Origin of the sequence: Bradyrhizobium sp. (assembly GCF_050014615.1) — a bacterium.
Lineage (GTDB): Bacteria > Pseudomonadota > Alphaproteobacteria > Rhizobiales > Xanthobacteraceae > Bradyrhizobium.
The window spans coordinates 1-24,469 of the sequence record NZ_JBEKCZ010000042.1 but is presented as its reverse complement, the minus strand read 5'-3'; the positions used below and the strand labels follow the sequence as shown (position 1 = coordinate 24,469).

At 62.7% G+C, this 24,469-nt stretch carries 19 protein-coding genes; 6 read left to right on the top strand and 13 right to left on the bottom strand.

What is annotated here, in order from left to right:
- Nucleotides 1-5 precede the first annotated feature (5 nt).
- The 5 genes from ABR948_RS09535 to ABR948_RS09515 form a co-directional block, all read right to left on the bottom strand.
- The gene (locus tag ABR948_RS09535; RefSeq protein ID WP_428116349.1) at nucleotides 6-1,613 is read right to left on the bottom strand and encodes a sulfite reductase subunit alpha; all 1,608 of its coding nucleotides are present in this window, start codon (nucleotides 1,611-1,613) and stop codon (nucleotides 6-8) included.
- Complete coding sequence (locus ABR948_RS09530) at nucleotides 1,610-3,397, bottom strand: NirA family protein (protein WP_428116347.1); 1,788 nt, start codon at nucleotides 3,395-3,397, stop codon at nucleotides 1,610-1,612. The genes ABR948_RS09535 and ABR948_RS09530 overlap by 4 nt, the downstream gene beginning before the upstream one ends.
- Nucleotides 3,398-3,414: 17 nt before the next feature.
- The gene (locus tag ABR948_RS09525; RefSeq protein WP_428116344.1) at nucleotides 3,415-4,251 is read right to left on the bottom strand and encodes a formate/nitrite transporter family protein; all 837 of its coding nucleotides are present in this window, start codon (nucleotides 4,249-4,251) and stop codon (nucleotides 3,415-3,417) included.
- Between the two features lie 361 nt (nucleotides 4,252-4,612).
- A complete protein-coding gene (locus ABR948_RS09520) occupies nucleotides 4,613-5,782 on the bottom strand; it encodes a CmpA/NrtA family ABC transporter substrate-binding protein (RefSeq protein WP_428116341.1) in 1,170 nt (389 codons plus the stop codon).
- Nucleotides 5,779-6,369, bottom strand: coding sequence for an ANTAR domain-containing response regulator (locus ABR948_RS09515; protein ID WP_428116338.1), 591 nt, complete (start codon nucleotides 6,367-6,369; stop codon nucleotides 5,779-5,781). Before ABR948_RS09515 ends, ABR948_RS09520 begins: the two co-directional genes overlap by 4 nt.
- A gap of 112 nt (nucleotides 6,370-6,481) precedes the next feature.
- On the opposite strand from ABR948_RS09515, the gene rimO reads away from it, so the two are divergent.
- Nucleotides 6,482-7,807: a 30S ribosomal protein S12 methylthiotransferase RimO gene (rimO, locus tag ABR948_RS09510; protein ID WP_428116334.1), complete on the top strand. Its 1,326-nt coding sequence runs from the start codon at nucleotides 6,482-6,484 to the stop codon at nucleotides 7,805-7,807.
- A 154-nt stretch (nucleotides 7,808-7,961) separates the two neighbouring features.
- On the opposite strand, the gene ABR948_RS09505 is transcribed toward rimO, so the two are convergent.
- The 3 genes from ABR948_RS09505 to pcsA all read right to left on the bottom strand — a co-directional run bounded on the left by ABR948_RS09505 (nucleotide 7,962) and on the right by pcsA (nucleotide 10,521).
- The gene (locus ABR948_RS09505; RefSeq protein WP_428116331.1) at nucleotides 7,962-8,936 is read right to left on the bottom strand and encodes a quinone oxidoreductase family protein; all 975 of its coding nucleotides are present in this window, start codon (nucleotides 8,934-8,936) and stop codon (nucleotides 7,962-7,964) included.
- A 128-nt stretch (nucleotides 8,937-9,064) separates the two neighbouring features.
- Complete coding sequence (locus ABR948_RS09500) at nucleotides 9,065-9,790, bottom strand: TerC family protein (protein ID WP_428116328.1); 726 nt, start codon at nucleotides 9,788-9,790, stop codon at nucleotides 9,065-9,067.
- Nucleotides 9,787-10,521 (bottom strand): phosphatidylcholine synthase, encoded by a 735-nt coding sequence (gene pcsA / locus ABR948_RS09495; protein ID WP_428116325.1) that lies wholly within the window; start codon nucleotides 10,519-10,521, stop codon nucleotides 9,787-9,789. Before pcsA ends, ABR948_RS09500 begins: the two co-directional genes overlap by 4 nt.
- A gap of 135 nt (nucleotides 10,522-10,656) precedes the next feature.
- On the opposite strand from pcsA, the gene ABR948_RS09490 reads away from it, so the two are divergent.
- Nucleotides 10,657-11,904, top strand: coding sequence for a UbiH/UbiF family hydroxylase (locus ABR948_RS09490; protein ID WP_428116322.1), 1,248 nt, complete (start codon nucleotides 10,657-10,659; stop codon nucleotides 11,902-11,904).
- On the opposite strand, the gene ABR948_RS09485 is transcribed toward ABR948_RS09490, so the two are convergent.
- Complete coding sequence (locus ABR948_RS09485) at nucleotides 11,873-12,826, bottom strand: AEC family transporter (RefSeq protein ID WP_428116320.1); 954 nt, start codon at nucleotides 12,824-12,826, stop codon at nucleotides 11,873-11,875. The genes ABR948_RS09490 and ABR948_RS09485 overlap by 32 nt on opposite strands.
- Nucleotides 12,827-12,948: 122 nt before the next feature.
- Here ABR948_RS09485 and hspQ point away from each other — a divergent pair, with 122 nt between their 5' ends.
- Entirely contained in the window at nucleotides 12,949-13,281 is a 333-nt protein-coding gene (gene hspQ / locus ABR948_RS09480; protein WP_324400064.1) for a heat shock protein HspQ, read from the top strand.
- A gap of 105 nt (nucleotides 13,282-13,386) precedes the next feature.
- Here hspQ and ABR948_RS09475 read toward each other — a convergent pair whose 3' ends face one another.
- On the bottom strand, nucleotides 13,387-14,202 hold the full coding sequence (locus tag ABR948_RS09475; protein WP_428116317.1) for an invasion associated locus B family protein: 816 nt from the start codon (nucleotides 14,200-14,202) through the stop codon (nucleotides 13,387-13,389).
- Nucleotides 14,203-14,504: 302 nt separating this feature from the next.
- Here ABR948_RS09475 and ABR948_RS09470 point away from each other — a divergent pair, with 302 nt between their 5' ends.
- The 3 genes from ABR948_RS09470 to ABR948_RS09460 all read left to right on the top strand — a co-directional run bounded on the left by ABR948_RS09470 (nucleotide 14,505) and on the right by ABR948_RS09460 (nucleotide 19,176).
- Nucleotides 14,505-16,283 carry an extracellular solute-binding protein gene (locus ABR948_RS09470; protein WP_428116374.1) on the top strand — a complete coding sequence of 593 codons (1,779 nt, stop codon included), beginning with the start codon at nucleotides 14,505-14,507 and terminating at the stop codon, nucleotides 16,281-16,283.
- A gap of 73 nt (nucleotides 16,284-16,356) precedes the next feature.
- A complete protein-coding gene (locus tag ABR948_RS09465) occupies nucleotides 16,357-17,859 on the top strand; it encodes an AMP-binding protein (protein WP_428116315.1) in 1,503 nt (500 codons plus the stop codon).
- A gap of 87 nt (nucleotides 17,860-17,946) precedes the next feature.
- Complete coding sequence (locus ABR948_RS09460; protein WP_428116312.1) at nucleotides 17,947-19,176, top strand: GGDEF domain-containing protein; 1,230 nt, start codon at nucleotides 17,947-17,949, stop codon at nucleotides 19,174-19,176.
- 97 nt (nucleotides 19,177-19,273) lie between these two features.
- On the opposite strand, the gene mfd is transcribed toward ABR948_RS09460, so the two are convergent.
- From mfd to ABR948_RS09445, 3 genes are all read right to left on the bottom strand, one after another.
- Nucleotides 19,274-22,792 carry a transcription-repair coupling factor gene (mfd, locus tag ABR948_RS09455; RefSeq protein ID WP_428116310.1) on the bottom strand — a complete coding sequence of 1,173 codons (3,519 nt, stop codon included), beginning with the start codon at nucleotides 22,790-22,792 and terminating at the stop codon, nucleotides 19,274-19,276.
- Nucleotides 22,789-23,079: an FAD assembly factor SdhE gene (locus tag ABR948_RS09450; RefSeq protein WP_428116307.1), complete on the bottom strand. Its 291-nt coding sequence runs from the start codon at nucleotides 23,077-23,079 to the stop codon at nucleotides 22,789-22,791. Before ABR948_RS09450 ends, mfd begins: the two co-directional genes overlap by 4 nt.
- A gap of 892 nt (nucleotides 23,080-23,971) precedes the next feature.
- Nucleotides 23,972-24,469: MFS transporter (locus ABR948_RS09445; protein WP_428116305.1), on the bottom strand; the 498-nt coding region annotated here is incomplete at its 5' end.

Sequence of the window (24,469 nt, the reverse complement as noted above, 5' to 3'; positions counted from 1 at the left end):
TGCCGTTAATAAACGTCCTGCTGGAACCGGCCCTTCTTTTTGAGTTCCCCGACAAAGCTGACGGCCTCGTCAGTCGAACGCGCGCCATGCTGGGCGACAATGTCGACCAGCGCCCGTTCGACATCCTTGGCCATCCGCTTGGCGTCGCCGCAGATATAGATGTTGGCGCCCTCGGCGAGCCAGGTCCACACCTCGCGGCCGACCTCGCGCATGCGGTCCTGCACGTAGAATTTCTTGTCGCCGTCGCGCGACCATGCCAGCGACAACCGTGTCAGCAGGCCCGAAGTTTTCAGGGCGTTGAGTTCGTCGGCGTAGAAGAAATCGCTGCTGCTGCGCTGATGGCCGAAGAACAGCCAGTTCTTGCCCGGCGCGCCGGTCGCCTTGCGGTCGAGCAGGAACGCGCGGAACGGCGCGATGCCGGTGCCGGGCCCGATCATGATGATCGGTATCTTCGGATCCTGCGGCAGCGCGAAGCCATGGGCCTTCTGCACATAGACCTTTACCGGATCGCCGGGCTGGATACGTTCGGCGAGGAATGTCGAAGCCAGTCCAAGCCGCTTGCGCTTGCCGATGACGTAACGCACGCAGTCCACCGTCAGCGACAGCTTGCCCGGCGTGGCATTGTGCGACGACGAGATCGAATAGAGCCGCGGCTGCAGTGACTCCAGCGCTTCGACGAAGGCTTCGGGATGTGGACGCACGCCGGAGAATTTTTGCAGCGCCGCCATCACGTCGAGGGTGGCGGCGTCGCCATCGGGATCTTCGCCTTGCGCCAGCGCCCGCGCCTTCTCGCGCTGTGCCCCGCCGGTAATGAACGAGAGCAGCTCGAACAGGGAATCCGGCGCAGGTGCCAGCGACACATCGTCGGTCAATACCTCGCGCAGCGTCTTGCCGCGTATCGGGGTGGTATGCAAAGCGCCGAGCAAAGCGATGATCTGATCGACATGGCCAAGATCATTGCGGGCGAAAATACCGAAGGAATCCCCGACCACATAGTCGAGGCCGCAGCCGCTGAGGTCGAAATCGATGTGCCAGGTTTCCTTTTCGGATCCGGTCTTGTTCAATAGCCGGCGCGACACGAAGGTCGCCGGCACCGGATTGTCGCGGGAACGACCCGGCTCCGCCGTGATCGCGGGCATCGCCACAGCCGGCGCGGCGGCGGAACCAGGCGAGGCCGCCGGCGCCTTCTCCAGCTCCTCGTTCAGCGTTTTCAGCATCCGGGCGGTTTCCTTGCCGCCGGGAACACAGAGATTGAGACGCGCCTCCGCCTTGGTCGCGATCGCGTCGGAATAGTCGTTGCAGTTATAGCCGCACTGGCCGCAGTCCTGCTGCGCCATCGCTGCCATCATGCGCCGGCGCAATGGGCGGCCCTCCGCGAGCTTCATGCGATCGGCAATCGGCATGGTCTGATCGTGCCAGGGCGCCTCGCCGTCGTCGCCATCGCCGCTTGGCCCTTGAAGCACGGCGGTGCCCTGCGCCGCCGACAGGGGTTCAGCCCCATCCGTCGACAGCAGTCCGGCAAAGAAACCGTTCAGCCAGGTGCGCTGCGCTTCGGAGAACGGCGCGCTCGATGGAATGATTTCGATTCGGGGCGGGGGTGTCATCTGGTTCATGTGGAGATCTCTGCATCCGCAAGCTTGCGCAACGTCTCGCCATCATGGCGGCGCGCAAATGTCAGGAATGTTTCATCGGATGACGCACGATGCGACAGATAGGCTTTCAGCAGCTTCTCGACGGTCTTGGGTGCGTCTTCCGCCTTGAGGTCGTGGTAAACTTCCTGCCCGACATCGGCATTGGGACCAAACCCGCCGCCCGCGAACAAATGATAGCCCTCGACGGTGTCGTCCTCCTCGCCAACCGGGACCTTGGCGGCGATCAAACCGATATCGCTGATGTAATGCTGCGCGCAGGAATGGTGACAGCCGGTCAGATGAATATTCAGCGGCGTGTCGATTTCGACCCGCGGCTCGCACCAGTCCCCGATCTCGGCGCCGTGGCGCTTGGTGTCGGAAGCCGCGAACTTGCAGCCGGCATTGCCGGTGCAGGCAATCAGCCCGGCACGGATTTGCGACGCCTTGACCGCCAGTCCAATCGCCTCAATGGCGGCAATCGCAAGTCCGACATTGTCGTCACGCACGCCCGGTATCAACAGGTTTTGCCACACCGTCAGGCGAATTTCGCCGTCACCAAGATCGCTGGCGATTTTTGCCAAGCCACGCATCTGCTCGCAAGTCAGCTTGCCAAGCGGCAGCGAAACGCCGATCCAGTTGAGGTCGGCCTGCTTCTGCTTGTGCACGCCGATATGTGCCATGCGGTCGAACATCGGTCGCGGCGCGACGGCTTCCGCCGGCACGCGGGTAAAGGCATGGCCGAGTTTCTGCTCGACCAGAACCAGGAATTTATCCATTCCCATGCCGTCGATGACATATTTCAGCCGCGCCTTGAGCCGGTTGGTGCGATCGCCGAGATCGATGAACACCCGCACAATAGCGTCGGCCACTTTGGTGGCGTCCGCCGGCTTGACGACGATGCCGGTGTCTTTGGCAAAATCCCTGTGGCCGGTAATGCCGCCAATCCCCAAACGAAACCAGACACCGGGCTCGACACCGAAACCGTCCTTCACTTCGACCGCGGCGAAGGCAATGTCGTTGGTGTCTTCAAGCACCGCGATCTTGCCCGCACCGTCGAAGGCGACGTTGAATTTGCGCGGCAATCCCGTCAGCGAGCGGTCGTTGAGAATGTGGTAATGCCACTCGCGGGCGTAGACCCGGGTATCGATCAGTTCCTGCGGGTCGATCCCCGCCGTCGGCGTGCCCGTGACGTTGCGAATATTGTCGGCGCCGGAACCGCGCGAACACAGGCCAAGGTCCTGGATGCCCTCGATCAACGCGACGGTGTGTTTCGGCGGAATTTCACGCACCTGCAGATTGGCGCGGGTGGTGACATGGCAAAACGGCCCGCAATAGCGCTCGGCCAGATCGGCCATCCCGGCCAGCTGCCAATGCGTGAGGATGCCGTTTGGCATGCGCAGCCGGCACATATAGGAATCCTGCGCCGGTGCGACGTAAAACAGGCCGTAATAGCGCCAGCGAAAATTATCCGCCGGCGACGGCGGCGCGTTGTCGAGCGCTTGCTGCTTCAGCCGCGGATAGGCATCGAACGGATGCTCTTCGCGTTTGAACTTTTCCTGGTCGACGAGTTTTTTGCCGGACGCCAGCACCTTGTCCTGGGCCTTGAGGCCGGCGGCATCCGGGCCCACCGGTTCCGCCGCGGCTTTGCTGGACGAGGCGCCGCCGCTGGCAAGACCGACGCGCCCCACCTGCAGGCCGGACATGAAACCTTCAAGATAGCGCTTTTGCTCGTCGCTGAAGTCGGCTGTTGTCGTTTCGAGTTTCATGATGTGCGATGCTGCCGTTATTCTGCGGGAACCTGGGGAGCCAGCGCCGGTGACACCGATATCGCAGGGCTCGCCGGATTGAAGGTCGAATAGAGCGCGAGGCCGGTGAACACGAAGCCTCCGACGAGATTGCCGAGCGTGACCGGAATTTGATTCCACACCCACCACTGGTAGACGCTGACCTTGGCGCCGAGCATCATGCCGGTCGGAATAATGAACATGTTGACGACCGCGTGCTCGAAGCCGAGCGCAAAGAACATGAAGATCGGCATCCAGGTGGCGACGATCTTTCCGATCGTCGAACTGGTCGTCATGGCCATGACGACGCCCAGGCAAACCAGCCAGTTGCAAAGAATGGCCTTCACGAAAACGCTGACCATTCCGGCCAGCCCGATCGCCTCGTTGGCGATGGTCTTGGCTTCGGCAGTACTGACGATGCGCGCGGCGACGCCCGACGGCTCGATCGTGCCCATATTGGTCAGGGTAATTGCGAGCAGCGCGCCGTAGGCGATGCTGCCGAGCAGGTTTCCGAGATAGACCCATGACCAGTTGGCGACGACGGCGTTCCAGCTGGCCTTGCCTTCGAGGCGGGCGAGCGGCAGCAACCCGAAACTTCCGGTCACGAGTTCAAGTCCGAGCAGCACGATGATGATGAGACTGACGGGGAAGATGATCGCGCCGACCAGTGGCTGCCCGGTGGTGACGGCCCCGGAAAACGCCAGGCTGGTGGCGGCCCCCAGCAGGGCACCGGACAGCGCGCCCCGGATCAGCAGGTCACGCGGGGCAAGCGCTAGTTTTTTCAAACTGACGTCGATCATTGCAGTGACAATTTCGGCGGGTTTTACGTAATCCATGTCGAAGCTCCAGGTGCCACGCGCAAGCATGGCCACAACGAGGAAAGGGCGTTCGATCGCTCGGAAATTCGGTTCGAAGGGCAGCGCCGTATCGGAAATTTCGGAGCGATCCGATCAGCCTCGTTGCTGCGGAAATCCATCTTGGATAACGGCCAGCGGGCAACTACGGCGGCTGGCTTATATCCACCTATTCAATTAGTGTGCCAGTGCAGCAATTTATAATAGTCGTTTATTATCAATAGATTGAATGTTGTGCATCGCAGCATAAATTCGACTGCGATGCCCCTTCAAAAGGCATATGAGCTCAAAGATTGAGCCACGAATCAGTTTGCCTAGTATCTAGTCAGACGATGGCCGCCGCTCAGGGAACCCTGCGGAACACCTTAAACGAGGCCAGATAGCCCGCGACATCGGAGGGATCGAAAGTCGGCCCGGCGAATGCTCCAACTGAACCGGGGGCGCCGCGGTCCGCCTCCCCGTGTATTCCCAGTGCGGCATCGTAAAGGTCCGGCCTGAACACGGCCCTGGCGACGGCCAGAGCCTCCGGGCTGATTGCGGCCTGCCCCCAGCGCACCATCTGGGCATAGAGCCAGGCGGCCTGCACCGGATCTGGCCGCGCCGCGCCTTCCCTCCCCACCAGCAGATAGCGGTTGCTTTCGCGGATGGTTCCGTCAGGGGAGATTTTCAGCCGGCCGTCCAGCGTTCGCTGGATCACATCGGCATCGACGCCGATGCGTTCCGGTCGCGCCAGAAGGCGCGCCACCTCGGAACGATTTTCCGGCTGCTCGATGAATTCGGCGGCGCGAAATGCAGCCCGCACCAGTGCCGCAACGACGTCCGGATTCTTCTCGGACCAGCTCTGCCTGATGGCGAGCACCTTCTCTGCCGCGCGGACCAGAATATCCGAGACGAAATGCAGGATATGGCCAACGCCGCGATCGACCGCGATGGAATTCCAGGGCGCGCCGACACAAAATCCGTCGATCTGGCCGCTGGCGATGCTGTCCACCATGTAGGGCGGCGGCAGCACCACGAGACGAAGATCTTCATCGGGGTCGACGCCGCCGGCCGCCATCCAGAACCGCAATTGATAATTGTGGGTGGAAAACGGGAATGTCATGCCGAAGGTCAGCGGTTCGGCTCCGTTTTTGCGCCGCGTCGCGACCACCCGCGATAGCGCCAGCGCAGTGGCCATCGGATCGAACGGGTCACCATCGATTTCCGCCATCATCGCGGCATGCAGGGCTGGCGATACCGTGATCGCATTGCCGTTGAGACCGAGATTGAAGGGAGCTGTGATCGCTACCCTGACATGCCCGATCCCAAGGCTGGAAGCGATGGCGACCGGCGCCAGCAGGTGCGCGGCATCGAACAGGCCGATATTGAGCTTGTCGCGAACATTCGACCACGACACTTCCCGCACCAGGGTGACGTCGAGCCCTTCCGCCGCGGTAAACCCCTTGTCGACGGCGACGATCAGGGCCGCCGCGTCGACCAGCGGGATGAAGCCGATGTGCAGCGGTATGGTCATTTCAGCAACTCCGACGCCGTCAGGATCGACTGTGCGATCTCGCCGATCTTCTTTTTCTCGCGCATCGCGGTCGATCGCAACAGCACATAGGCCTCGTCCTCGGTCAGCCCCTTCAGCTTCATCAGAATTCCCTTGGCGCGCTCGATCACCTTGCGATCCTCAAGCGCGGATTTGGCGCGATCGAGCTCATCCTGCAGCTTCGCGAATGCGTTGAAACGCGAAATGCAGAGATCGAGAATCGGTTTGAGGCGCTCCTTCTTCAATCCGTCGACGATGTAGGCGGAAACGCCGGCATCGACGGAAGCCTGGATCGACGCCGCGTCGCTTTGATCGACGAACATCGCGATCGGCCGCCGCACCGCGCGGCTGACCTGGAACATCTGCTCCAGAACGTCGCGGCTGGGGTTTTCCAGATCGATCACGATGACATCGGGATCGAGCGCATAGATCCGGGCCAGCAAGCTCTGCATTTCGTTGATATGCGCGACGCTGGTAAAACCCGCCTCCCGCAGCCCCTCCTCGAGGATCGCGGCACGGATCGGGCTTTCGTCGACAATAACTATCTTGGGAGACGACTCGGCGCCCATCGATCACTCGCATTCCGGCAAATCCATTCATAGCATGCCGTGTGTGGGCTCAAAGCCTTGTAATTATGAGCAATTGGGACTAGTCCGTGCCTTTCAATCAGGCAGATCGAATATGCAACAGGCCGCCGCGCCCAAAGTCAGCTTTGTTTCATTGGGATGTCCCAAGGCGCTGGTGGATTCCGAGCGCATCATTACGCGATTGCGGGCGGAAGGCTATGAACTGGCGCGCAAGCATGATGGCGCCGACCTCGTCATCGTGAACACCTGCGGGTTCCTCGACAGCGCCAAGCAGGAATCGCTCGGCGCCATTGGCGAGGCCATGGCCGAGAATGGCAAGGTCATCGTGACCGGTTGCATGGGCGCGGAACCCGAGCAGATCGAGGCCGCCTATCCCGGCGTGCTGTCGATATCAGGTCCGCAGCAATATGAAAGCGTGCTCGACGCGGTGCATCGCGCGCTGCCGCCGGTTCACAATCCCCACCTCGATCTGGTGCCGCCGCAGGGCATCAAACTGACGCCGCGGCACTATGCGTATCTGAAGATATCCGAAGGCTGCAACAACCGCTGCAGCTTCTGCATCATCCCGAAGCTGCGTGGCGATCTGGTGTCGCGTCCGGCCAATGACGTGCTGCGCGAGGCGGAGAAGCTGGTCAGCGCCGGCGTCAAGGAATTGCTGGTCATTTCGCAGGACACCTCGGCCTATGGTGTCGATTTGAAATATGCTGCGAGCCCGTGGAAGGATCGCGAGGTCCGGGCGAAATTTGTCGATCTGGCGCGTGAGCTTGGCGAGTTCGGTGCCTGGGTGCGGCTGCAATATGTCTACCCCTACCCGCATGTCGATGAAGTCATCGGCCTGATGACGCAAGGCAAGGTGCTGCCCTATCTCGATATTCCCTTCCAGCATGCAAGCCCGGAAATCCTGAAAGCGATGAAGCGCCCGGCCGCGCAGGACAAAACCCTGGCGCGGATCAAGACCTGGCGTGAGGAATGCCCCGATCTGACCTTGCGTTCCACCTTCATCGTCGGCTTTCCCGGCGAGACCGATTCCGATTTCGCCTATCTGCTGGACTGGCTTGAGGAAGCCGAGATCGATCGCGTCGGCTGTTTCAAATATGAGCCGGTCGCGGGCGCTCCGTCGAACGCACTCGGCAACGCCGTGCCCGAGGCGATCAAGCAGGAGCGCTGGAATGCGCTGATGGCGCGCCAGCAGGCCATTTCCGCGCGCCGGCTGAAGCGCAAGGTGGGCACCCGCCAACAGGTCATCATCGATGAGGTCGGGCCGACCGTGTCAAAGGGCCGCTCCAAAGCCGATGCACCTGACATCGACGGCGCGGTCTATCTCTCCAGCCGTCGTCCGCTGCGCGTCGGCGAGATCGTCACCGCGAAAATCGAACGCGCTGACCAGTACGATCTGCACGGCAGCGTCGCGGGATTTTGAGCAGGCCGTCTCTACGTCGTCCCGGCGAACGCCGGGACCCATAACCACAGGTGCCTGTTGTTAAAGAAAGCGGTTGGCTAACGTACCGCCAAAACGCGATGACACGGCGTATGGGTCCCCGCGTGCGCGGGGACGACCTGTGGAGAGAGTATAATTACGGCTTCAAGATCGACGCGCCGGTGGTGGCCCGGCTTTCCAGATCGATATGGGCCTTGGCGGCATCCTTGAGCGCATAGGCGTGGTTGATCGGCACGTGCAGTTTGCCGTTGATGACGGCGGCAAATAACGTGTCGGCGCCCTCCAGCAGTTCGGAGCGCTTGCCGACGTAATCGTTGAGTTTCGGACGGGTCGCGAACAGCGAGCCATGATTGTTGAGCTCGGCGATCGAGAACGGCGGCACCGGACCCGACGCGTTGCCGAAACTGACGAACAGGCCACGCGGCTTGAGGCAGGACAGCGAGCCCGGAAACGTGGTCTTGCCGACACCGTCATACACGACATCGCAGAGTTCATTGCGGCTGATTTGTTTGACGCGCGCCACGAAATCCTCGTCGTTATAGAGAATGACGTGATCGCAGCCATTGGCGAGCGCGAGGTCGGCCTTGGCCTTGGAGCCGACAGTGCCGATGACGTGCGCTCCCATCGCCCTGGCCCACTGACACGCCAGCAGGCCGATGCCACCGGCGGCGGCGTGAATCAGCACCCGATGGTGCGGCTCAACCTTGAATGTCTTGTGCAGGAGGTACCAGACCGTCAGCCCCTTCAGCATCAGGACGGCGCCCTGTTCATAGGTGATGTGGTCGGGCAGCTTGACCAGTTTTTCCCAGGGGATGTTGCGCTCGGAGGCGTAGCCGCCGAGATTGAAATAATAGGCGACGCGGTCGCCGGGATGGAAGTTCGTCACCCCGGGCCCGACCGCGAGAACCTCACCGGCGGCTTCATTGCCGGCGATGAACGGCAGTCCCGGCGCCTTGTAGAGGCCGGTGCGATAGTAGACGTCGATGAAGTTCAGTCCGACGGCATGCTGCAGGATGCGCACCTCGCCGGGTCCCGGCGCGGGCACGTCAATGGCCTCATAAACCAGGGCTTCGGGGCCCCCTACCTTGTGCACGCGCACGGCCTTGGTCATAGCAGATTCTCCCTCGGCATTCTCTTGCGATGGAGCGAAAGCCATCGGGCCCGCATTGTCAACTCAATGTGGCCGGAGCGAACCCAAGGGATCGATAAGAGATCGATAAGGGATCAACAAGGGATCAATTAGTTAACGGCCTTTTTGCGGTTACGTCTGGCGAGAACATTGAAGAGTTCGACCGCTGCCGAAAACGCAATGGCAAAGTAGATGTAGCCACGCGGAATATGAAACTTGAATCCGTCGGCGACCAGCGCCACGCCGATCAGCACCAGGAACGCCAGCGCCAGCATCTTGGTGGTCGGATGTTCCGCCACGAATCGCGCGACCGGACCCGAGGCCGCATACATGATGAGACAGGCGATGATGACGGCCGCAATCATGATGGCGAGATCCTGCACCATGCCGATCGCGGTGATGATGGAATCCAGCGAGAACACCATGTCGATGACGATGATCTGGACGATAATCCAGAAGAACGCGCCGGCGCGCGGCGCATCATCGCGTTCTTCGCCGCGCGCTTCCACCTCGGTGTGAATTTCGTGGGTCGCCTTGGCGATCAGGAACAGCCCGCCACCGATCAAGATGATGTCACGCCACGAGAATGCGATGCCTTTGACGGTGAAGACGGCTTGCGTCATGCCGATCAGCCACACCAAGAGGCTGAGCAGCAGAATTCGAAACACCAGCGCCAGCGCCAATCCGATTTGCCGCGCCCGCTTCGCCTGCGCCTGCGGGATACCCGAAACGATGACCGATAGAAAAATGATGTTGTCGATGCCGAGAACGACTTCCAGCGCGGTCAGGGTCAACAGCGCCGCCCATGCCTCCGGACTGGTGAGCAACCCCATCATGTGTTGAGCGATCGCACCAGCCGGATCGCCGCATCGCTTCCCACAATGTAGGCGGCGATCACGCAAAGCCCTGCTGTCACGGCAATGCTGACATGGAAGTCATTGGCCAGCGCGACCACCGCAAGCACCGCCCAGACGCCGATCAACAACAATGTCAGCCAGCGCAGCCGCACCACGCGTACCGGGTGAACCACATAGAAAGGAGCAAAGGTCAGCACGATCAGAACGGCCACGCCGAGGCTCGATAGCGCCGGCGGCCAATGCAGCAGGAACAGATAGAATGCCGCGATATTCCACAATCCGGGAAAGCCGCGGAAGTGATTGTCAGCGGCCTTCATGCGGCGATCCGAGAAATAGAGCGCACCTGACACGGCAATGCCCGCCCCCAACAGCGGCGCCGCCAGCGGCAGCAGCAGGCCGCTCGCGGTGATGGCATAGGCCGGCACAAAGACGTAAGTGACGAAATCGACCACGAGATCGAGCACTTCGCCCGACCAGTTCGGCTGGACACGTACGACATCCAGCCGCCGCGCGATCGGACCGTCGACCCCATCGATCACCAGTGCTATTCCGAGCCACCAAAACATCGCGGCCCAGTGCTCGCGCACCGCTTCGAGCAGCGCGATCAGGGCGACGCCGGCTCCCAATGCGGTGAAGATATGCACGGAAAATGCAGCGGCCCGCATCAACGGCGATGCTAACGAAGAATCCTGCTGGTTGGCCTGGCCCATATCGCCAGCAGTGCTATCAGGAATCGCCTCGATTTGTACATCCGCGGTTGCGGCGTTCCGCCGCGTAATTCGATCCGAATATGACAAGGTGATGCGGACTTGAAAATGCCGCCGGGAACGTCAATTGTCCCTGACATGAACGATGCATCCGTACCATCCGGCTCCGATACCTATGACGTTGTCGTCATCGGCGGCGGACCCGCGGGACTGGCGTGCGCGATCGCGCTGGCGCAGACCGGCGCGACCACGGCGCTGATTGCCCGCCATACGCCCTACGCCGACAACCGCACGACGGCGTTGTTGGGTGGTTCCGTCGATTTCCTGCAGGCGCTGGAAGTCTGGCAAGGTGTCAAGGACAAGGCGGCCGAGCTTAAGGTGATGCGTCTGGTCGACGATACCGGCCGCCTGATCCGCGCCCCCGAAGTCAGGTTTTCCTGCGATGAAATCGGTCTCGAAATGTTCGGCTACAATATCGAGAACCGCCTGCTGCTGGCCGCGCTGGAACAACGCGCCGCGGAGCTTCCCGGTCTGACGCGGTTCGACGACGAGGCGGCCGCGATCACCCCGCAAGACGATATTGTCGCAATCGTTACAGGCCAGGGAAAAGCGCTGTCCGCGCGCCTTGTGATTGGCGCAGACGGACGGCAATCGCGTTGCCGCGAGGCCGCCGGCATCGACGTCAAACGCCGTGAACTCGATCAGGCCGCGCTGACCTTCAACATCAGCCATTCCCGGCCGCATCGAAATGTCTCCACGGAATTTCATACGCCGCAGGGTCCTTGCGTATTCGTGCCGCTGCCCGGTGATCGCTCCAGCGTGGTGTGGGTTGCGGCGCCCAAAGAGGCCGAACGCCTGATCGCATTGAGCGATGGCGAACTGGCGGAAGCCGCGGAAGCACAATCGCATTCCATTCTCGGCCGGATCGCTGTCGAGCCGGGACGGCATTTGTTTCCGCTTGCGATCGAACAGCCCAGACAGGCTGCACAGCGTCGCATCGCTTTGGTCGGCGAGGCCGCCCATGTGGTGCCGCCGATCGGCGCGCAAGGCCTCAATATGGGACTGCGCGATGCCGCCGATATCGCCGAGGTCGTGCGCGACGCGATGGCATCGGGTCAAGATCCGGGCGCACCACAGATGTTGAAGCGCTACGCTTCAGCGCGGCGCGCCGACGTCGCCAGCCGGACATTCGTCATCGATATCGCCAATCGTTCATTGCTGAGCGCGTTCCTGCCGATGCAATCGCTGCGCGCGGCCGGGCTGCATCTGATCGGCTCGTTCGGGCCACTTCGCCGCTTGGCCATGCGCGAGGGATTGGCGCCATCGTGGCGGTCGCCAAGGGTCGATGCCGGTTTTACGGAAACGCCAGCCTCCCCGTCTGAATGAACCACATCACGCTCGTCAGCGTGATGACGGAGGCGAAAGTTCCGATCATCACGGCGACGGACGCGGGCTCGATCCAGCTGTCGTTCTGCCTTGCGATCACAAACACATTCAGCGCCGGCGGCAGCGACGCCATCAATACGGCCGTGGCCGCCCATGGCTGCGGGAACGGCCCCAGCAGCAACATCAGCCCGAACACGACCAGTGGATGGATCAGGAGCTTTACCGCGATAACCGCCGGTACTTCCCAGGGCACGCGGCCCAATGGGCGCAGCGCAACCGTCACGCCGAGCACAAACAGCGCCGTCGGCGCGGCGGCGTTTTGCAGGAACAACAGCGTATTGTCGATCGCGACCGGCGGATGGAGGTGCAGCGCCGCGGCGAACGCGCCGGCGCAGGCCGACATGATCAGCGGGTTCAGGACGATCTGACGGACCACGAGGCCCAACGTGTGCAGCCAATGCCGGCCTTCGCCGTCGGTCAGCGCGATCAACAGCGGCACGATCGAAAACAGAAAAATACTGTCGCAGCAGAAGATCAACGCGGTCGGCGCGGAGGCCTTGGAACCGAGCACCGCCAGCGCCAGGCCGGGTCCCATATAGCCGATATTGCCGTAGCCGCCGGAAAGGCCGGCCAGCGTCGCTTCGCGGAACGAGAGCCGCCCGACCAGCCGGCCCGCAACCATGGCGAGGGCGAAGGCACTGATCGTGCCGAGGGTGGTTGCGATCAGGAATGGCGGGTTGTTGAGTTCCTCAAACGGCGTCTTTGACGTGATCACGAACATCAACGCCGGCAGCGAGACATAGAGCAGGAAGAAGTTCATCCAGGCCAGACCCTGCTCCGGAAGGCCCTTGGCCTTGCCACAGGCGTAGCCGATGAAGATCAGGCCGAAATACGGTAACGCGAGGTTGAGGACGGCGACCATTGGGGGACGTTCTTTTCATCGTTGACGGCCCCGATCGGCAATGGGACGGACCAGCCACAGCAAAGGTTAATTCGACCGTTTGCCTCTAGCATCGGCCACAATGATGGTCTATTCGACGAGATATGATAAAAGCGCGGACCGCCAAATTTCAGATCGGGCAGATCGTCCGTCACCGGATATTTTCGTTCCGGGGCGTGATTTTCGACATCGATCCGGAATTCAACAATACCGAGGAATGGTGGTTGTCGATCCCCGAAGAGGTGCGGCCGCACAAGGATCAGCCGTTCTATCATCTGCTCGCCGAGAATTCGGAATCCGAATACGTCGCCTACGTCTCCGAGCAGAACCTGTTGCCCGACGATTCAGGTGAGCCGATCCGGCACTCGCAAGTCGCCGAGATTTTCGTGAAGGACAAGTCGGGAGGCTATCGCCCGCGCAATCCGTCGCTGAATTAGAACAGGGCCGGTTTCAGAACAGCCTGGCTCAATCAACCAAACGTGTTCAATAAAAAAGGCGCTCCATTCGAGCGCCTTTTTGCCGGTCAAAAAGAACTTTCGGCCTTATTTCGCCGCCGCCGGCGCGCCTGCGGGCGGGTTGGCCTCGAGCTTCTTGCGGGCCTCTTCAGCGCGCTTCTGCAGTTCTTCCTGCAGCTTCTTCTGGGTTTCCTCGAACACCTTCGGGTCGGTCGGGGGGCCGTCATAGGCTTTGGCGAATTCGGCCAGCGGCAGCGGCAGCGTGAGCGGCGCGCCGTTGGAGTTGATCGCCTGGACCACCAGGTTCTGCCCCTTCTTCAGGTTTGCCAGCATTTCCGGGGTCACTTCATAGTCGGACATGCAGCCGTTGGCGAAGCAGATCACATAGGGGCTTTGCGCCGGCGGATTGCTGTCGATGATCACTCGGGTGCCGTGGACCAGCTGCATGCCAAGCGGAAGGGTGACACGCAGGATTTTCTTGGGCTCGCCTTCGGGCTCGATCACGACGGCCGCGATCACCGGCTGGCCGGACTCGATGCGACCATCCTTGCCGGTAAAGCAAACCTGCTTGGCATTGGCATCCTGGCCCTTCAGGCAGAATTTGGTCCAGGGCGCGTAGATCAGCTGAACCTGTTGGTCCGCGGGCGGGGCGCCGGCGGCGGGGGCCGCAGGCGGCGGCGCAGCCTGAGCGGCCGGTGCAGGTGCCGCGGGGGCGCCTTTCGGCGCAGCCTTCGGGGCGGCAGCCTTGGCCTTCGGCGCGGCCGTGGGTGCACCGGGCGCAGGCGCCGGAGTCTGGGCCCAAGCGCCGGGAGCAAGCAACGCGGCAGTCAGTGTCGTCGCCGCAAGCAGGGCGAGAACCCGCCCACGCGGCCGGACCGGCGCGGCCAAGATACGGAAATTCATTGCGGAAAACCCTTTCTGAACGGGAGCGCCCGAAACCGCTGCGGGCACCGACACCTAGCCGTTTGGGCGGCTGTCTCCTGGCCAATTGAGGCAGATGCGTGACAGGCCCTGCCGCCTTGGTCAATTGGACGCCTTCATACAGACGCAGACGAAAAGATCAATGGCGACAGGCATCATTGGCACCCATCGCGGTCGGGTCCGGCGGGCTGTGGTAAAATGCGTCAGTGAGCCAATCCGAATCAAATCAACGCACCGTGTTGCGGGCTCCCAGCCGCACACGTGGTCGCGCTTTTCTCTGCGCTATCCTCGCTTTCGGCCTCTCCCTCGCGACCACCACCAACAAGGTATGGGCGGAGCAGAGCTACGCCATCGCTATGCATGGTGCGCCCGCGTTGCCGGCGGATTTCACCCACATGCCCTACGCCAATCCCGATGCCCCGAAGGGTGGTCGGCTGGTGCAGGGCATTCTCGGCACCTTCGACAGTCTCAACCCCCTCATCGTCAGGGGTCTCGCGGTGCAGCAAATCAGGGGATCCGTAGTCGAAAGTCTGATGGCGCGGGGCAATGACGAGGCTTTCACGCTCTATGGTTTGTTGGCAAAGACCGTGGAGACCGACGCTGCCCGGAGCTACGTCACCTTCCACCTCGATCCCAAAGCGCGTTTTTCCGACGGGCAGCCGGTCACATCGGACGACGTGCTGTTTTCATGGGCCCTGTTGCGCGACAAGGGCCGCCCCAACCATCGCCAGTATTATTCCAAAGTCGCAAAGGCCGAAGCGCCCGACCCGCTCACGGTCCGGTTCGATTTCGGCGGCGTCCAAGACCGCGAACTGCCGCTGATCCTCGGCCTGATGCCGATACTGGCCCGCCACGCCGTCGATGTCGCGACGTTCGAGGAAACCTCGATGACGGCGCCGATCGGTTCCGGTCCCTACCGCGTCGGGGCCGTGAAACCGGGCGCCAGCGTAACGCTGACGCGCAATCCCGACTATTGGGGCCGCGATCTGCCGGTCAACCGCGGCCTGTGGAATTTCGATGAGATCCGGCTCGACTTCTATCGCGAGGCCAACGGCCAGTTCGAAGCCTTCAAGCGCGGCCTCTATGACTTCCGCGTCGAGACCGAGCCGCTACGCTGGCACGACGGATATGATTTTCCGGCCGCCCGCAATGGCGAGGTGATCCGCGACACCATCAAGACCGGGACGCCGCAGCCTTCCGAATCCCTGGTGTTCAACACACGGCATCCGGTGTTTTCCGACATCCGTGTGCGTCAGGCGTTGACGCTGCTGTTCGATTTCGAGTGGATCAACCGCAATTACTTTTTCGGGCTCTATGCGCGCTCGGCCAGCTTTTTTGCCGGCTCCGAACTGTCGGCGTATGGCCGCCCGCCCGACCAGCGCGAGCGCGAGCTGCTGCAGCCCTTTGCATCGCATATACCATCGGACATTCTCGACGGCAGCTACCGCCTTCCCGTCGGCGACGGCTCGGGCCGCGATCGCGCCGCGCTGCGCGTCGCGCTGAATCTGTTGTCCGAGGCCGGTTACGATCTTGATGGCACCGTGTTGCGGCAGCGCGCGACCAAAAAGCCCCTCAGCTTCGAAATTCTGGTGACCACCCGCGATCAGGAGCGAATCGCGCTGGCATTCACGCGCGATCTGAAACGCGCGGGTATCGAGGCCTCGGTGCGCGCGGTCGACGCCGTTCAATTCGATCAACGCCGTCTCGGCTTTGATTTCGACATGATCCAGAACCGCTGGGATCAATCGCTTTCGCCGGGCAACGAACAGTATTTCTACTGGGGCAGCGAGGCTGCGGATAATCACGGCACGCGAAACTATATGGGCGCCAAAGACCCTGCTATCGACGCCATGATCGCGGCCATGCTGGCGGCGCGCGAACATCCGGGGTTTGTGTCGGCGGTGCGCGCGCTGGACCGGACCCTGATGTCGGGCTTCTATGCTATCCCGCTTTTTAACGTTCAGGAGCAATGGATCGCCCGCTGGAATCGGATAGAACGACCGCAGGCCACCGCCTTGACCGGGTATCTCCCGGAAACCTGGTGGCAAAGGCCGGTTCCTTGACCCGAGTGCTCATAACCCAACTCCCCTTAACCCAAGTTCCCGCAACCCAACTTCCCTCCAGCCAAGTGATGCCGTGATCCAGACCAGCGTATCGCCGACACTCGACGGACTGTTTCGCCGGATCCTGGCGCGGCAGCCGGATGCGCTGGCGCTGCTCGACCCGCTCAACAAACCACGCATCACCGGCCAGGCGCCAAAACGCCTGACCTTCGCCCAGGCCGATCGGGCCATATCGGCGCTGGCGGCGCATTTCATCGAAGCGGGCTTGCCGGTCAATTCCGTGATCGCGATCCAGCTGCCGAACACGGTCGAATTCATGCTGACGGTGCTCGCAGCGCATCGCGCCGGGTTGATCGTCGCCCTGCTTCCGCAGCTGTGGCGGCAGGCGGAACTCACGGTGGCGCTCAACCGCACCGGGGCGCGAGCGGTCGTGACCATGAGCAAGGTCGACGGTGCCAACCATGCCGATCTCGCCATGAACGCCGCGGCCGAAGCATTTTCGATCCGCCATGTCTGCGGCTTCGGCACGGACCTGCCGGAAGGCATGGCCTCGCTCGATCTCGCGCTTTCCAGCGAATCGACCACCTCGCGCGCGGTCACACAGGACGGCCGCCGCGCGGCTATTATCACGTTCGACGTGACGGCCGACGGTTTCCGCGCGGTACCGCGCACGCATCTCAACCTGATCGCCGGCGGTCTCGCGGTTTTCCTGGAAAGCCGTGTGTCCCAGGGTGCAACCGTGATGTCGGCCTTCACGCCGTCGTCCTTTGCGGGCCTGACCTCGTCGCTTCTGGTCTGGCTGCTGTCAGGCGGAACGCTGGCGTTGCATCATCCGTTCGACGGCGACGTGCTCGAACAGCAGATCAACGAGGATTGCTGCGATACGCTGATCGCACCGGCGCCGATGGCGTTGCGGCTGGCTGAGATCGACTTGCCCTCGCGCCTGCCGACGCTGCGCAATGTCATCGGTCTCTGGCGCACGCCGGAACAGGTGGCATCGAGCGCGCTGTGGACCGCGGAAACCGTGAGACTGACGGACATCTATCTGTTCGGCGAAGCCGGATTGTTCGGCGCCTGCCGTGCGGCGGATGGAGCGGCCGCTCCCATCATGCCCGGACCGCACGGCGCGCCGCGCGACATCCCGGGCACCTCGATCGCCGGCGAGACCCTGCTGACGCCAAGGGGAACGCTGGCACTGAAGGGACCGATGGTTGCGGTGGCGGCTTACGCCCCTCCTCCGCCAGCGAGCGATTCCCTGATCGCTACGCCGCACCGCGATTACGTCGACACCGATTATGCGGCGCGGATCGACCGCTCGACCGGCGCGATCTGCATTACCGCGCCGCCCTCGGGCATTGTGGCCGTCGGCGGCTACCGGTTCCTGTCACATGATCTGCAGGAATGGGCCAAACGGCTTGGACAGGGCGCGCTATTGACCGCATTGCCCGACCGGTTGAGCGGTTACCGCCTTGCCGGGCGCGCGAAGGACAATGCCCGCGGCCGCGAAGCGCTGAGCGAACTCGGGCTTAACCCGCTGATGGTGGAAGCCTTTCGCGATCGGGCAAATCCAGTCTGATCGAAATCACATGGTTTCGTTGACGCGGCATTAAGGCTGGCAAATTAGGATCGCGCTTCCGATCGATCGCGGTGATCCGAGTTTCAAATGTCCCAGCAAGGCCCGATCCTCGTCGTATCGACCACCCGGCGGCCGTCATTCGCGGCATCGCTCGACGAAGCCAAGATGTTTCCGGTCATCGATGCGACCTGGGCCGACGCTTCGCGCGCGGTCGCGCAACTGCAGCCGGCCGCGGTCTTTGCCGCGATGTCCGAGACCGCTGAGCCTGGCTTCGGCGCTCTGGCGAAACAAATCGCGGCACGGCAACCCTACCTGCCGTTGATCGCGATCGATCCCACGACGTTGTTGCCCGAAAATGCCATTCCGTTCGTCCAAGCCGGCGGCAATCCCGATCGCCTGACGGCGCGGCTGCGCGCGGCGCTGCGGGTCAGGACGTTGCATGCCACCGTGATGCGCCGGCTTGACGACGAACCGGCCGCCCGACCCTTGGCCGAGATTGATCTCGTGCGTGACGCCACGGTGTTGCTGATCGGCCGCGGCGCGGCCTATCCCGCGCTTTCCGTCGCGCTCGGCGAGCGGATGGGGGTGGTCGGCGCGCTCAGCATCGAAGCCGCGGCCAAACACCTCAACACCCGCGATATCGACGGCATCGTGCTCGGCGAAGGCTTCAGCGTACGGGTGGTGGATGCCTTCCTGACGGTGCTGGCCGAGGATCCGCGCTTCCGCAATCTGCCGGTCATACTGACGTCGAACGAACTGGCGCCGACGTATGATCTTGCCAACCTCGAAATCATCGCCGGCGAGCCTGCGCGCGTGGCCGCCAACGCCGTGCCGCTGATCCGTCAGCGCGCCCTGGAGATACATCTGAGCCGCACCTTGCGGTCGATCGACGCCGGCGGGCTGCTCGATCCGCAAACCGGCCTGCTCACGCCGGCGGCGTTCAACCGCGATTTCGCCACCGCCGTCTATCACACCCTCTCGCGCGGCGGCGGGTTGTCGGTGGCGCGCTTTGCGTTCGATCCGGCCCATCCACGCGCGCAACTCGACGGCGCGCGGATTCTCAGCCGCCTGATGCGGCAGATGGATTTCGGCGCGGTCCAGCCGGACGGGTCCGTCATCGTGGTGTTCACCGAGACCGATCTGCGCACCGCCCACATGATCGCGCGGCGGCTTTCAAGCGTGATGCGGCATACCTCTCATGGCAAGCGCGACACCCGGTCGGAACCATCCGTCACGCTCGCGACCATGCTGCCATCGGATACGGCGCAATCGCTGCTGGCGCGGCTCGACCAAGAAGCTCACCGCGCGGCGTCCTAGATAGTAGGGTGGGCAAAGCGAAAGCGTGCCCACCAAATATTCAACGAATGAATTGGTGGGCACGGCGCAAACGCGCCTTTGCCCACCCTACATGTAACTACGCCGCCTTCTTGTTCTCGGCGAGGTTGGCGAGCTGGCGCAGGATTTCGGTCGTGCCCATCAGCCGCTCTTCCGGCGTCTCCCATTCCTGCAGGAACACCACCTTCATGTCCGGCCGCACCTTCGCCGCCTGGCCATGCTGACGGATGAAATAGACCAGCCGGTCCGGCTGCGCGAACTTGTTGTCGCGGAAGGTGATCACCGCGCCCTTCGGCCCGGCATCGACCTTCTCGACATTGGCTCTACGGCAATAGCCCTTGATGGCGGCGATCTTGAAGAGATAGCGCACTTCATCGGGCAAGACGCCGAAGCGATCGCGCAGTTCGGCGGCGAAATTGTCGATCTCGTCGTCGGTATCGAGATCGGCGAGCCGCCGGTAGAGCGATAGCCGCACCGAAAGATCGGCGACATACTCCTCCGGGATCAGCACCGGCATGCCGACGGTGATTTGCGGCGACCAGCGATCCGCCACCGGCTCGACCACGCCGGCCTTGAGGTTGAGGATCGCCTCTTCCAGCATCGACTGGTACAGCTCGAAGCCGACCTCCTTGATATGGCCGGATTGTTCCTCGCCAAGCAGATTGCCGGCGCCACGAATATCGAGATCGTGCGAGGCGAGCTGGAATCCCGCGCCGAGGGTTTCCAGCGATTGCAATACTTTCAGCCGGCGCTCGGCCTGGGCCGTGATCTTCTGCTGCGCCGGCAGCGTGAACAGCGCATAGGCGCGCAGCTTCGAGCGCCCCACCCGTCCGCGCAATTGATAGAGCTGCGCCAGCCCGAACATGTCGGCGCGGTGCACGATCAGGGTGTTGGCGGTGGGAATATCGAGGCCGGACTCGATGATCGTGGTCGAGAGCAGGATATCGTATTTGCCGTCGTAGAACGCCGACATGATGTCCTCGATCACAGTCGGCGGCATCTGCCCATGCGCGACCGCGACCTTCATCTCCGGCACGTTCTTCTCCAAAAAGTCCTTGACGCCCGCGAGGTCCTCGATGCGTGGCACCACGTAGAAAGCCTGGCCGCCGCGGTAGCGCTCGCGCAAAAGCGCTTCGCGGATCATCAGGGGGTCGTGCGGTGCCACGAAGGTACGGACCGCCAGCCGGTCGACCGGCGGCGAGGCGATGATCGACAGATCGCGCACCCCCGTCAGCGCCAGTTGCAGCGTGCGCGGAATTGGCGTGGCACTCAGCGTCAGCACATGCACCTCGGCGCGCAATTGTTTGAGGCGTTCTTTATGCGACACGCCAAAATGCTGCTCTTCGTCGACGATCAACAGACCGAGATCCCTGAACTTGATCGATTTGCCGAGCAGCGCATGGGTGCCGATCACGATATCGACGGAGCCGTCGGTGAGGCCTTTCTTGACCTGCGCCAGTTCCTTCGGCGCGATCAGGCGCGAAGCCTGCGCCACATTGACCGGAAAGCCCCGGAATCGCTCGGCGAAGTTCCTGCTATGTTGCCGCGCCAATAGTGTGGTCGGCACCACGACGGCGACCTGCTTGCCATCGAGCGCCACCGCGAAGGTCGCGCGCAGCGCCACCTCGGTCTTGCCAAACCCGACGTCGCCGCAGATCAGCCGGTCCATCGGCCGGCCGCTTTCGAGGTCTTTCAGGGTGGCATTGATGGCGCCGAGCTGGTCCTCGGTTTCCTCGTAAGGGAAGCGCGCGCAGAACTCGTCATAGACATGCGGCTGCACCGGCATTTTCGGCGCTTCATGCAGATGCCGCTCGGCCGCGATCTTGATCAGCTCGCCCGCGATCTCGCGGATGCGGTTCTTGAGTTTGGCTTTCCGCGCCTGCCAGCCGCCGCCGCCCAATCGATCCAGCTCGACATTGGCGTGGTCGGAACCGTAGCGCGACAACAGTTCGATGTTCTCGACCGGCAGGAACAGCTTGGTCTCGGCGGCATAATGCAGCTCCAGGCAGTCATGCGGCGCGCCGGCGACCTCAAGCGTCTGCAGGCCGACGAAGCGCCCGATGCCGTGCTCGACATGAACCACGAGATCGCCGCTCGCCAGCGACGTGACTTCCGAGATGAAATTGTCGAGCTTGCGACTGGCCTTGCGCGGCCGCACCAGCCGGTCGCCGAGAATATCCTGTTCGCTGATGACCGCGACGTTCTCGGTCTCGAAGCCGGATTCCATGCCGACCACGGCCAGCATCGCCTCGTTGCGTGGCGTGGCCTGCACCGTGCGCCAGGAGTTGACGCTGGTGACGTTGAGCAGCTTGTGGTCTTTCAACATGCTGCCCATGCGGTCGCGCGAGCCCTCGCTCCACAGCGCGATCACCACTTTCTTGCGCTGGGCCTGCAAGGCGCCGACATGGGCGACGACGGCTTCGAATACGTTGACGGAACTGTCGGCGCGCTCCGGCGTGAAGTTGCGCCCGGCCCGCGCCCCGGCGTCGATCATCCCGGCGCTGCCCTCGGGCACAGCAAATGGCGTCAGCCGCGCCAGTGCTGACTGATCGAGGCGCCGGGTCCACTCGTCGTCGGTCAGATAGAGCCGGTCCGGCGGCAGCGGCTTGTAGATCGCGCCGCCGCCGGGATGCTCCATCGCCTCGCGCCGGGCATCGTAATAATCCGATATCTGCTTGAAGCGTTCGCGCGCGGCGTCTTCGCCCTGCGGCTCGATCGCGACCGGGGCATCGCCGAGATAGTCGAACAGCGTATCCATCCGCTCGGCAAACAGCGGCAACCAGTGCTCCATGCCGGGATGGCGGCGGCCTTCGCTGACGGCTTCATACAGGAGATCGTCGCGATCGGGCGCGCCGAACGCGGCGACATAGCCCATCCGGAAACGGCGGATGGTCTCGGTCACCAGTTGAAATTCCGAGATCGGCACCAGATCGAGCGCGCGCATGTCGAGCAGCGTGCGCTGGGTTTCCGCGTCAAAGGTGCGGATCGATTCCAGTGAATCGCCGAAAAAATCGAACCGCACGGGCTGCTCGAGTCCGGCCGGAAACAGATCGAGGATGCCGCCGCGCACCGCGTATTCGCCGGGCTCGCGCACGGTGGAGGAGCGGCTGTAGCCATTGTGCTCCAGCCATGAGACGATCGAATCCATCGGCACGACATGGCCGGGCGCGACCGACAGCGCCTGCGCCGCGACGATTTCGCGCGCCGGCACCCGCTGCACGATGGCGTTGACCGTGGTCAGGACGATCAGCGGCTTGTCGCTGCCCTTGAGCCGCGAGAGCCGCGCCAGCGTGGTGAGCCGCTGCGCCAGGATGCCGCCATGCGGCGATACCCGGTCATAGGGCTGGCAGTCCCATGCCGGAAACAAAAGCACCGGCAGGTCCGGCGCAAAGAATTCCAGCGCCCGCGCCAGTTGCTGCATGCGCGGACCGTCACGGCACACCACCGCGAGACTGACCGCCGGCGGCTTCGGCCGCGCCGCCACCGCGCGCGCCAGGTCCGAGACGACAAGGCCTTCGGCGCCTTCGGCGACATTGGCAAAGGTCAGCGCGCGGCCGGGGACGAGCAATTGCGCGGGCGATTGGGTCGGCGCCTTCATGAATCGTGATCCGCTGGCCGGAATGATTTGATCCGGTCGAAAACTTTGCTGGCATATTCCGGCGCCAAGGGCACGTTGCCGGTCAGCGCGGCGTAGAGATCGGGATCGGGCACCTCAATCAGATGCTCGAGCTGACTTAGCTCATCGTCGGTCAAATCAGCAATTTCGGTGTCGGCGAACCGGCCGAGAATCAGATCCATCTCGCGGGTGCCACGATGCCAGCAGCGAAACAAAAGCCGCTTGCGGCGGTCGTCGAGGCCGCCGCTCGATCGTGTCGATCCCGTCATTTTCCGATTCCCATCCGAACGCCAAAAGCCCGGACGTGCCGGGCGGGGTTGATATAGCCTCGGCATCGGCGAATGTCAGTAGCTGTTTGCGTGCAATTTCGGAGCAATGTGGGGCAATGCGGAGTCTGGGGCTCCGAGGAATAATCCAAAGCCCTCGCCGTCATTGCAATAACAGTATTCTCTCTCACGTCGTCCCCGCCTAGTGCGCAATTGCGCACGGGGCGCGGGGACCCATACGCCGCGGCCTATCGTTGAGGGACGCTGTTCGACGACTTTCGCGCAACACAAAGCCCTGTGGTTATGGGTCCCGGCGTTCGCCGGGACGACGATGCGGAGACACACGTCTCCGCGACCTCGCGGCACGATGCGCCCGAGTTGTTGCAAGAATCCTGCGCCCTTTGGAGGGCGTGGGGAATGCCGGATGCCCGATGCACCCGCAGCCTCGTGTGCGCATATTGGTAGTGAGTATGCACACGAGTATTCACAGCGAGCCACCGGATTCACCCGGCATTCCCGCACGCAATGGTTTTAACGGTTTCCTTCGCGCTCTCCTTGGTGACCGGGCTTGGTTGTCACCATCGCCTGCGAATTGAATTCGTAAACTTGACGCCAGCGTCGGGGCGTCAGGACCACACGACTTCGCCGTCCGCTTCAGGCGCCCTCGTCAGAAGCTCCATCCGCGTCCACCGCATCCCGCCCCGCGTTCGTGACGATCGCGAAACGCCCCTCTGTCGGGACGGGACGGCTGCGAATTTAAAAGTGATTTGGGTCAGGCAAAAACAAGAATATTTTTGCAGGAAGGACTGGACAGGCCGATCGGTGATTGGCCGGTGATTTGCCCGTCAGGCAGTCGGGCGATGCTGTCGCCGCCACATCACGACCTTTGGCTACCTCACGGCGACAGTTCCTCAAGAACCCGGCCCTTGGTCTCGACCGCGAACAACAGAGTCACCAGCCCACCAACCAACGCGACTGCTGCGAATGCAGCAAAGACGTAGCGGATACCGAGGTCGGCCGCGATCGAGCCGACCAGAATCGGACCGATCGACGATCCCGCCCTGAGCCACGCGCTGCCGAAGCCGGTTCCGACCGCGCGTAAACGTGTCGGGTATAGTTCGACCGAGTAGAGAAACAGCGAGAACGCGATGGTCTGCAGAGTAGCGTAAGCGGCGGTCGCGAGGATCAGCACCTCGACCGCCGAGGTTGCGCCGAGCCACGACAGCGTCAGCAGCGGCACGACAGCGACCAGGAAGGCGGTCGCGTACCAGGGCTTGCGGCCAGCCTTGTCAATCAACAGGGCGCAGACGATCGAGGCGACGACCCCAACACCCGAGGTGATCCAGCCATAGGCCAGACTGGTCTGCAACGGCAACTCGAAGACTTGATTGTA

Excerpts from the sequence above, each read along its gene's own strand:
- ABR948_RS09535 (WP_428116349.1), bottom strand. The coding sequence starts at position 1,613 with ATGAACCAGATGACACCCCCGCCCCGAATCGAAATCATTCCATCGAGC.
- ABR948_RS09460 (WP_428116312.1), top strand. The coding sequence starts at position 17,947 with ATGTCCCAGCAAGGCCCGATCCTCGTCGTATCGACCACCCGGCGGCCG.
- rimO (WP_428116334.1), top strand. The coding sequence starts at position 6,482 with ATGCAACAGGCCGCCGCGCCCAAAGTCAGCTTTGTTTCATTGGGATGT.
- ABR948_RS09525 (WP_428116344.1), bottom strand. The coding sequence starts at position 4,251 with ATGGATTACGTAAAACCCGCCGAAATTGTCACTGCAATGATCGACGTC.
- ABR948_RS09490 (WP_428116322.1), top strand. The coding sequence starts at position 10,657 with ATGAACGATGCATCCGTACCATCCGGCTCCGATACCTATGACGTTGTC.
- ABR948_RS09505 (WP_428116331.1), bottom strand. The coding sequence starts at position 8,936 with ATGACCAAGGCCGTGCGCGTGCACAAGGTAGGGGGCCCCGAAGCCCTG.
- ABR948_RS09485 (WP_428116320.1), bottom strand. The coding sequence starts at position 12,826 with ATGGTCGCCGTCCTCAACCTCGCGTTACCGTATTTCGGCCTGATCTTC.
- hspQ (WP_324400064.1), top strand. The coding sequence starts at position 12,949 with ATGATAAAAGCGCGGACCGCCAAATTTCAGATCGGGCAGATCGTCCGT.
- ABR948_RS09520 (WP_428116341.1), bottom strand. The coding sequence starts at position 5,782 with ATGACCATACCGCTGCACATCGGCTTCATCCCGCTGGTCGACGCGGCG.
- ABR948_RS09450 (WP_428116307.1), bottom strand. The coding sequence starts at position 23,079 with ATGACGGGATCGACACGATCGAGCGGCGGCCTCGACGACCGCCGCAAG.
- ABR948_RS09515 (WP_428116338.1), bottom strand. The coding sequence starts at position 6,369 with ATGGGCGCCGAGTCGTCTCCCAAGATAGTTATTGTCGACGAAAGCCCG.
- ABR948_RS09530 (WP_428116347.1), bottom strand. The coding sequence starts at position 3,397 with ATGAAACTCGAAACGACAACAGCCGACTTCAGCGACGAGCAAAAGCGC.
- mfd (WP_428116310.1), bottom strand. The coding sequence starts at position 22,792 with ATGAAGGCGCCGACCCAATCGCCCGCGCAATTGCTCGTCCCCGGCCGC.
- ABR948_RS09475 (WP_428116317.1), bottom strand. The coding sequence starts at position 14,202 with ATGAATTTCCGTATCTTGGCCGCGCCGGTCCGGCCGCGTGGGCGGGTT.
- ABR948_RS09500 (WP_428116328.1), bottom strand. The coding sequence starts at position 9,790 with ATGATGGGGTTGCTCACCAGTCCGGAGGCATGGGCGGCGCTGTTGACC.
- pcsA (WP_428116325.1), bottom strand. The coding sequence starts at position 10,521 with ATGGGCCAGGCCAACCAGCAGGATTCTTCGTTAGCATCGCCGTTGATG.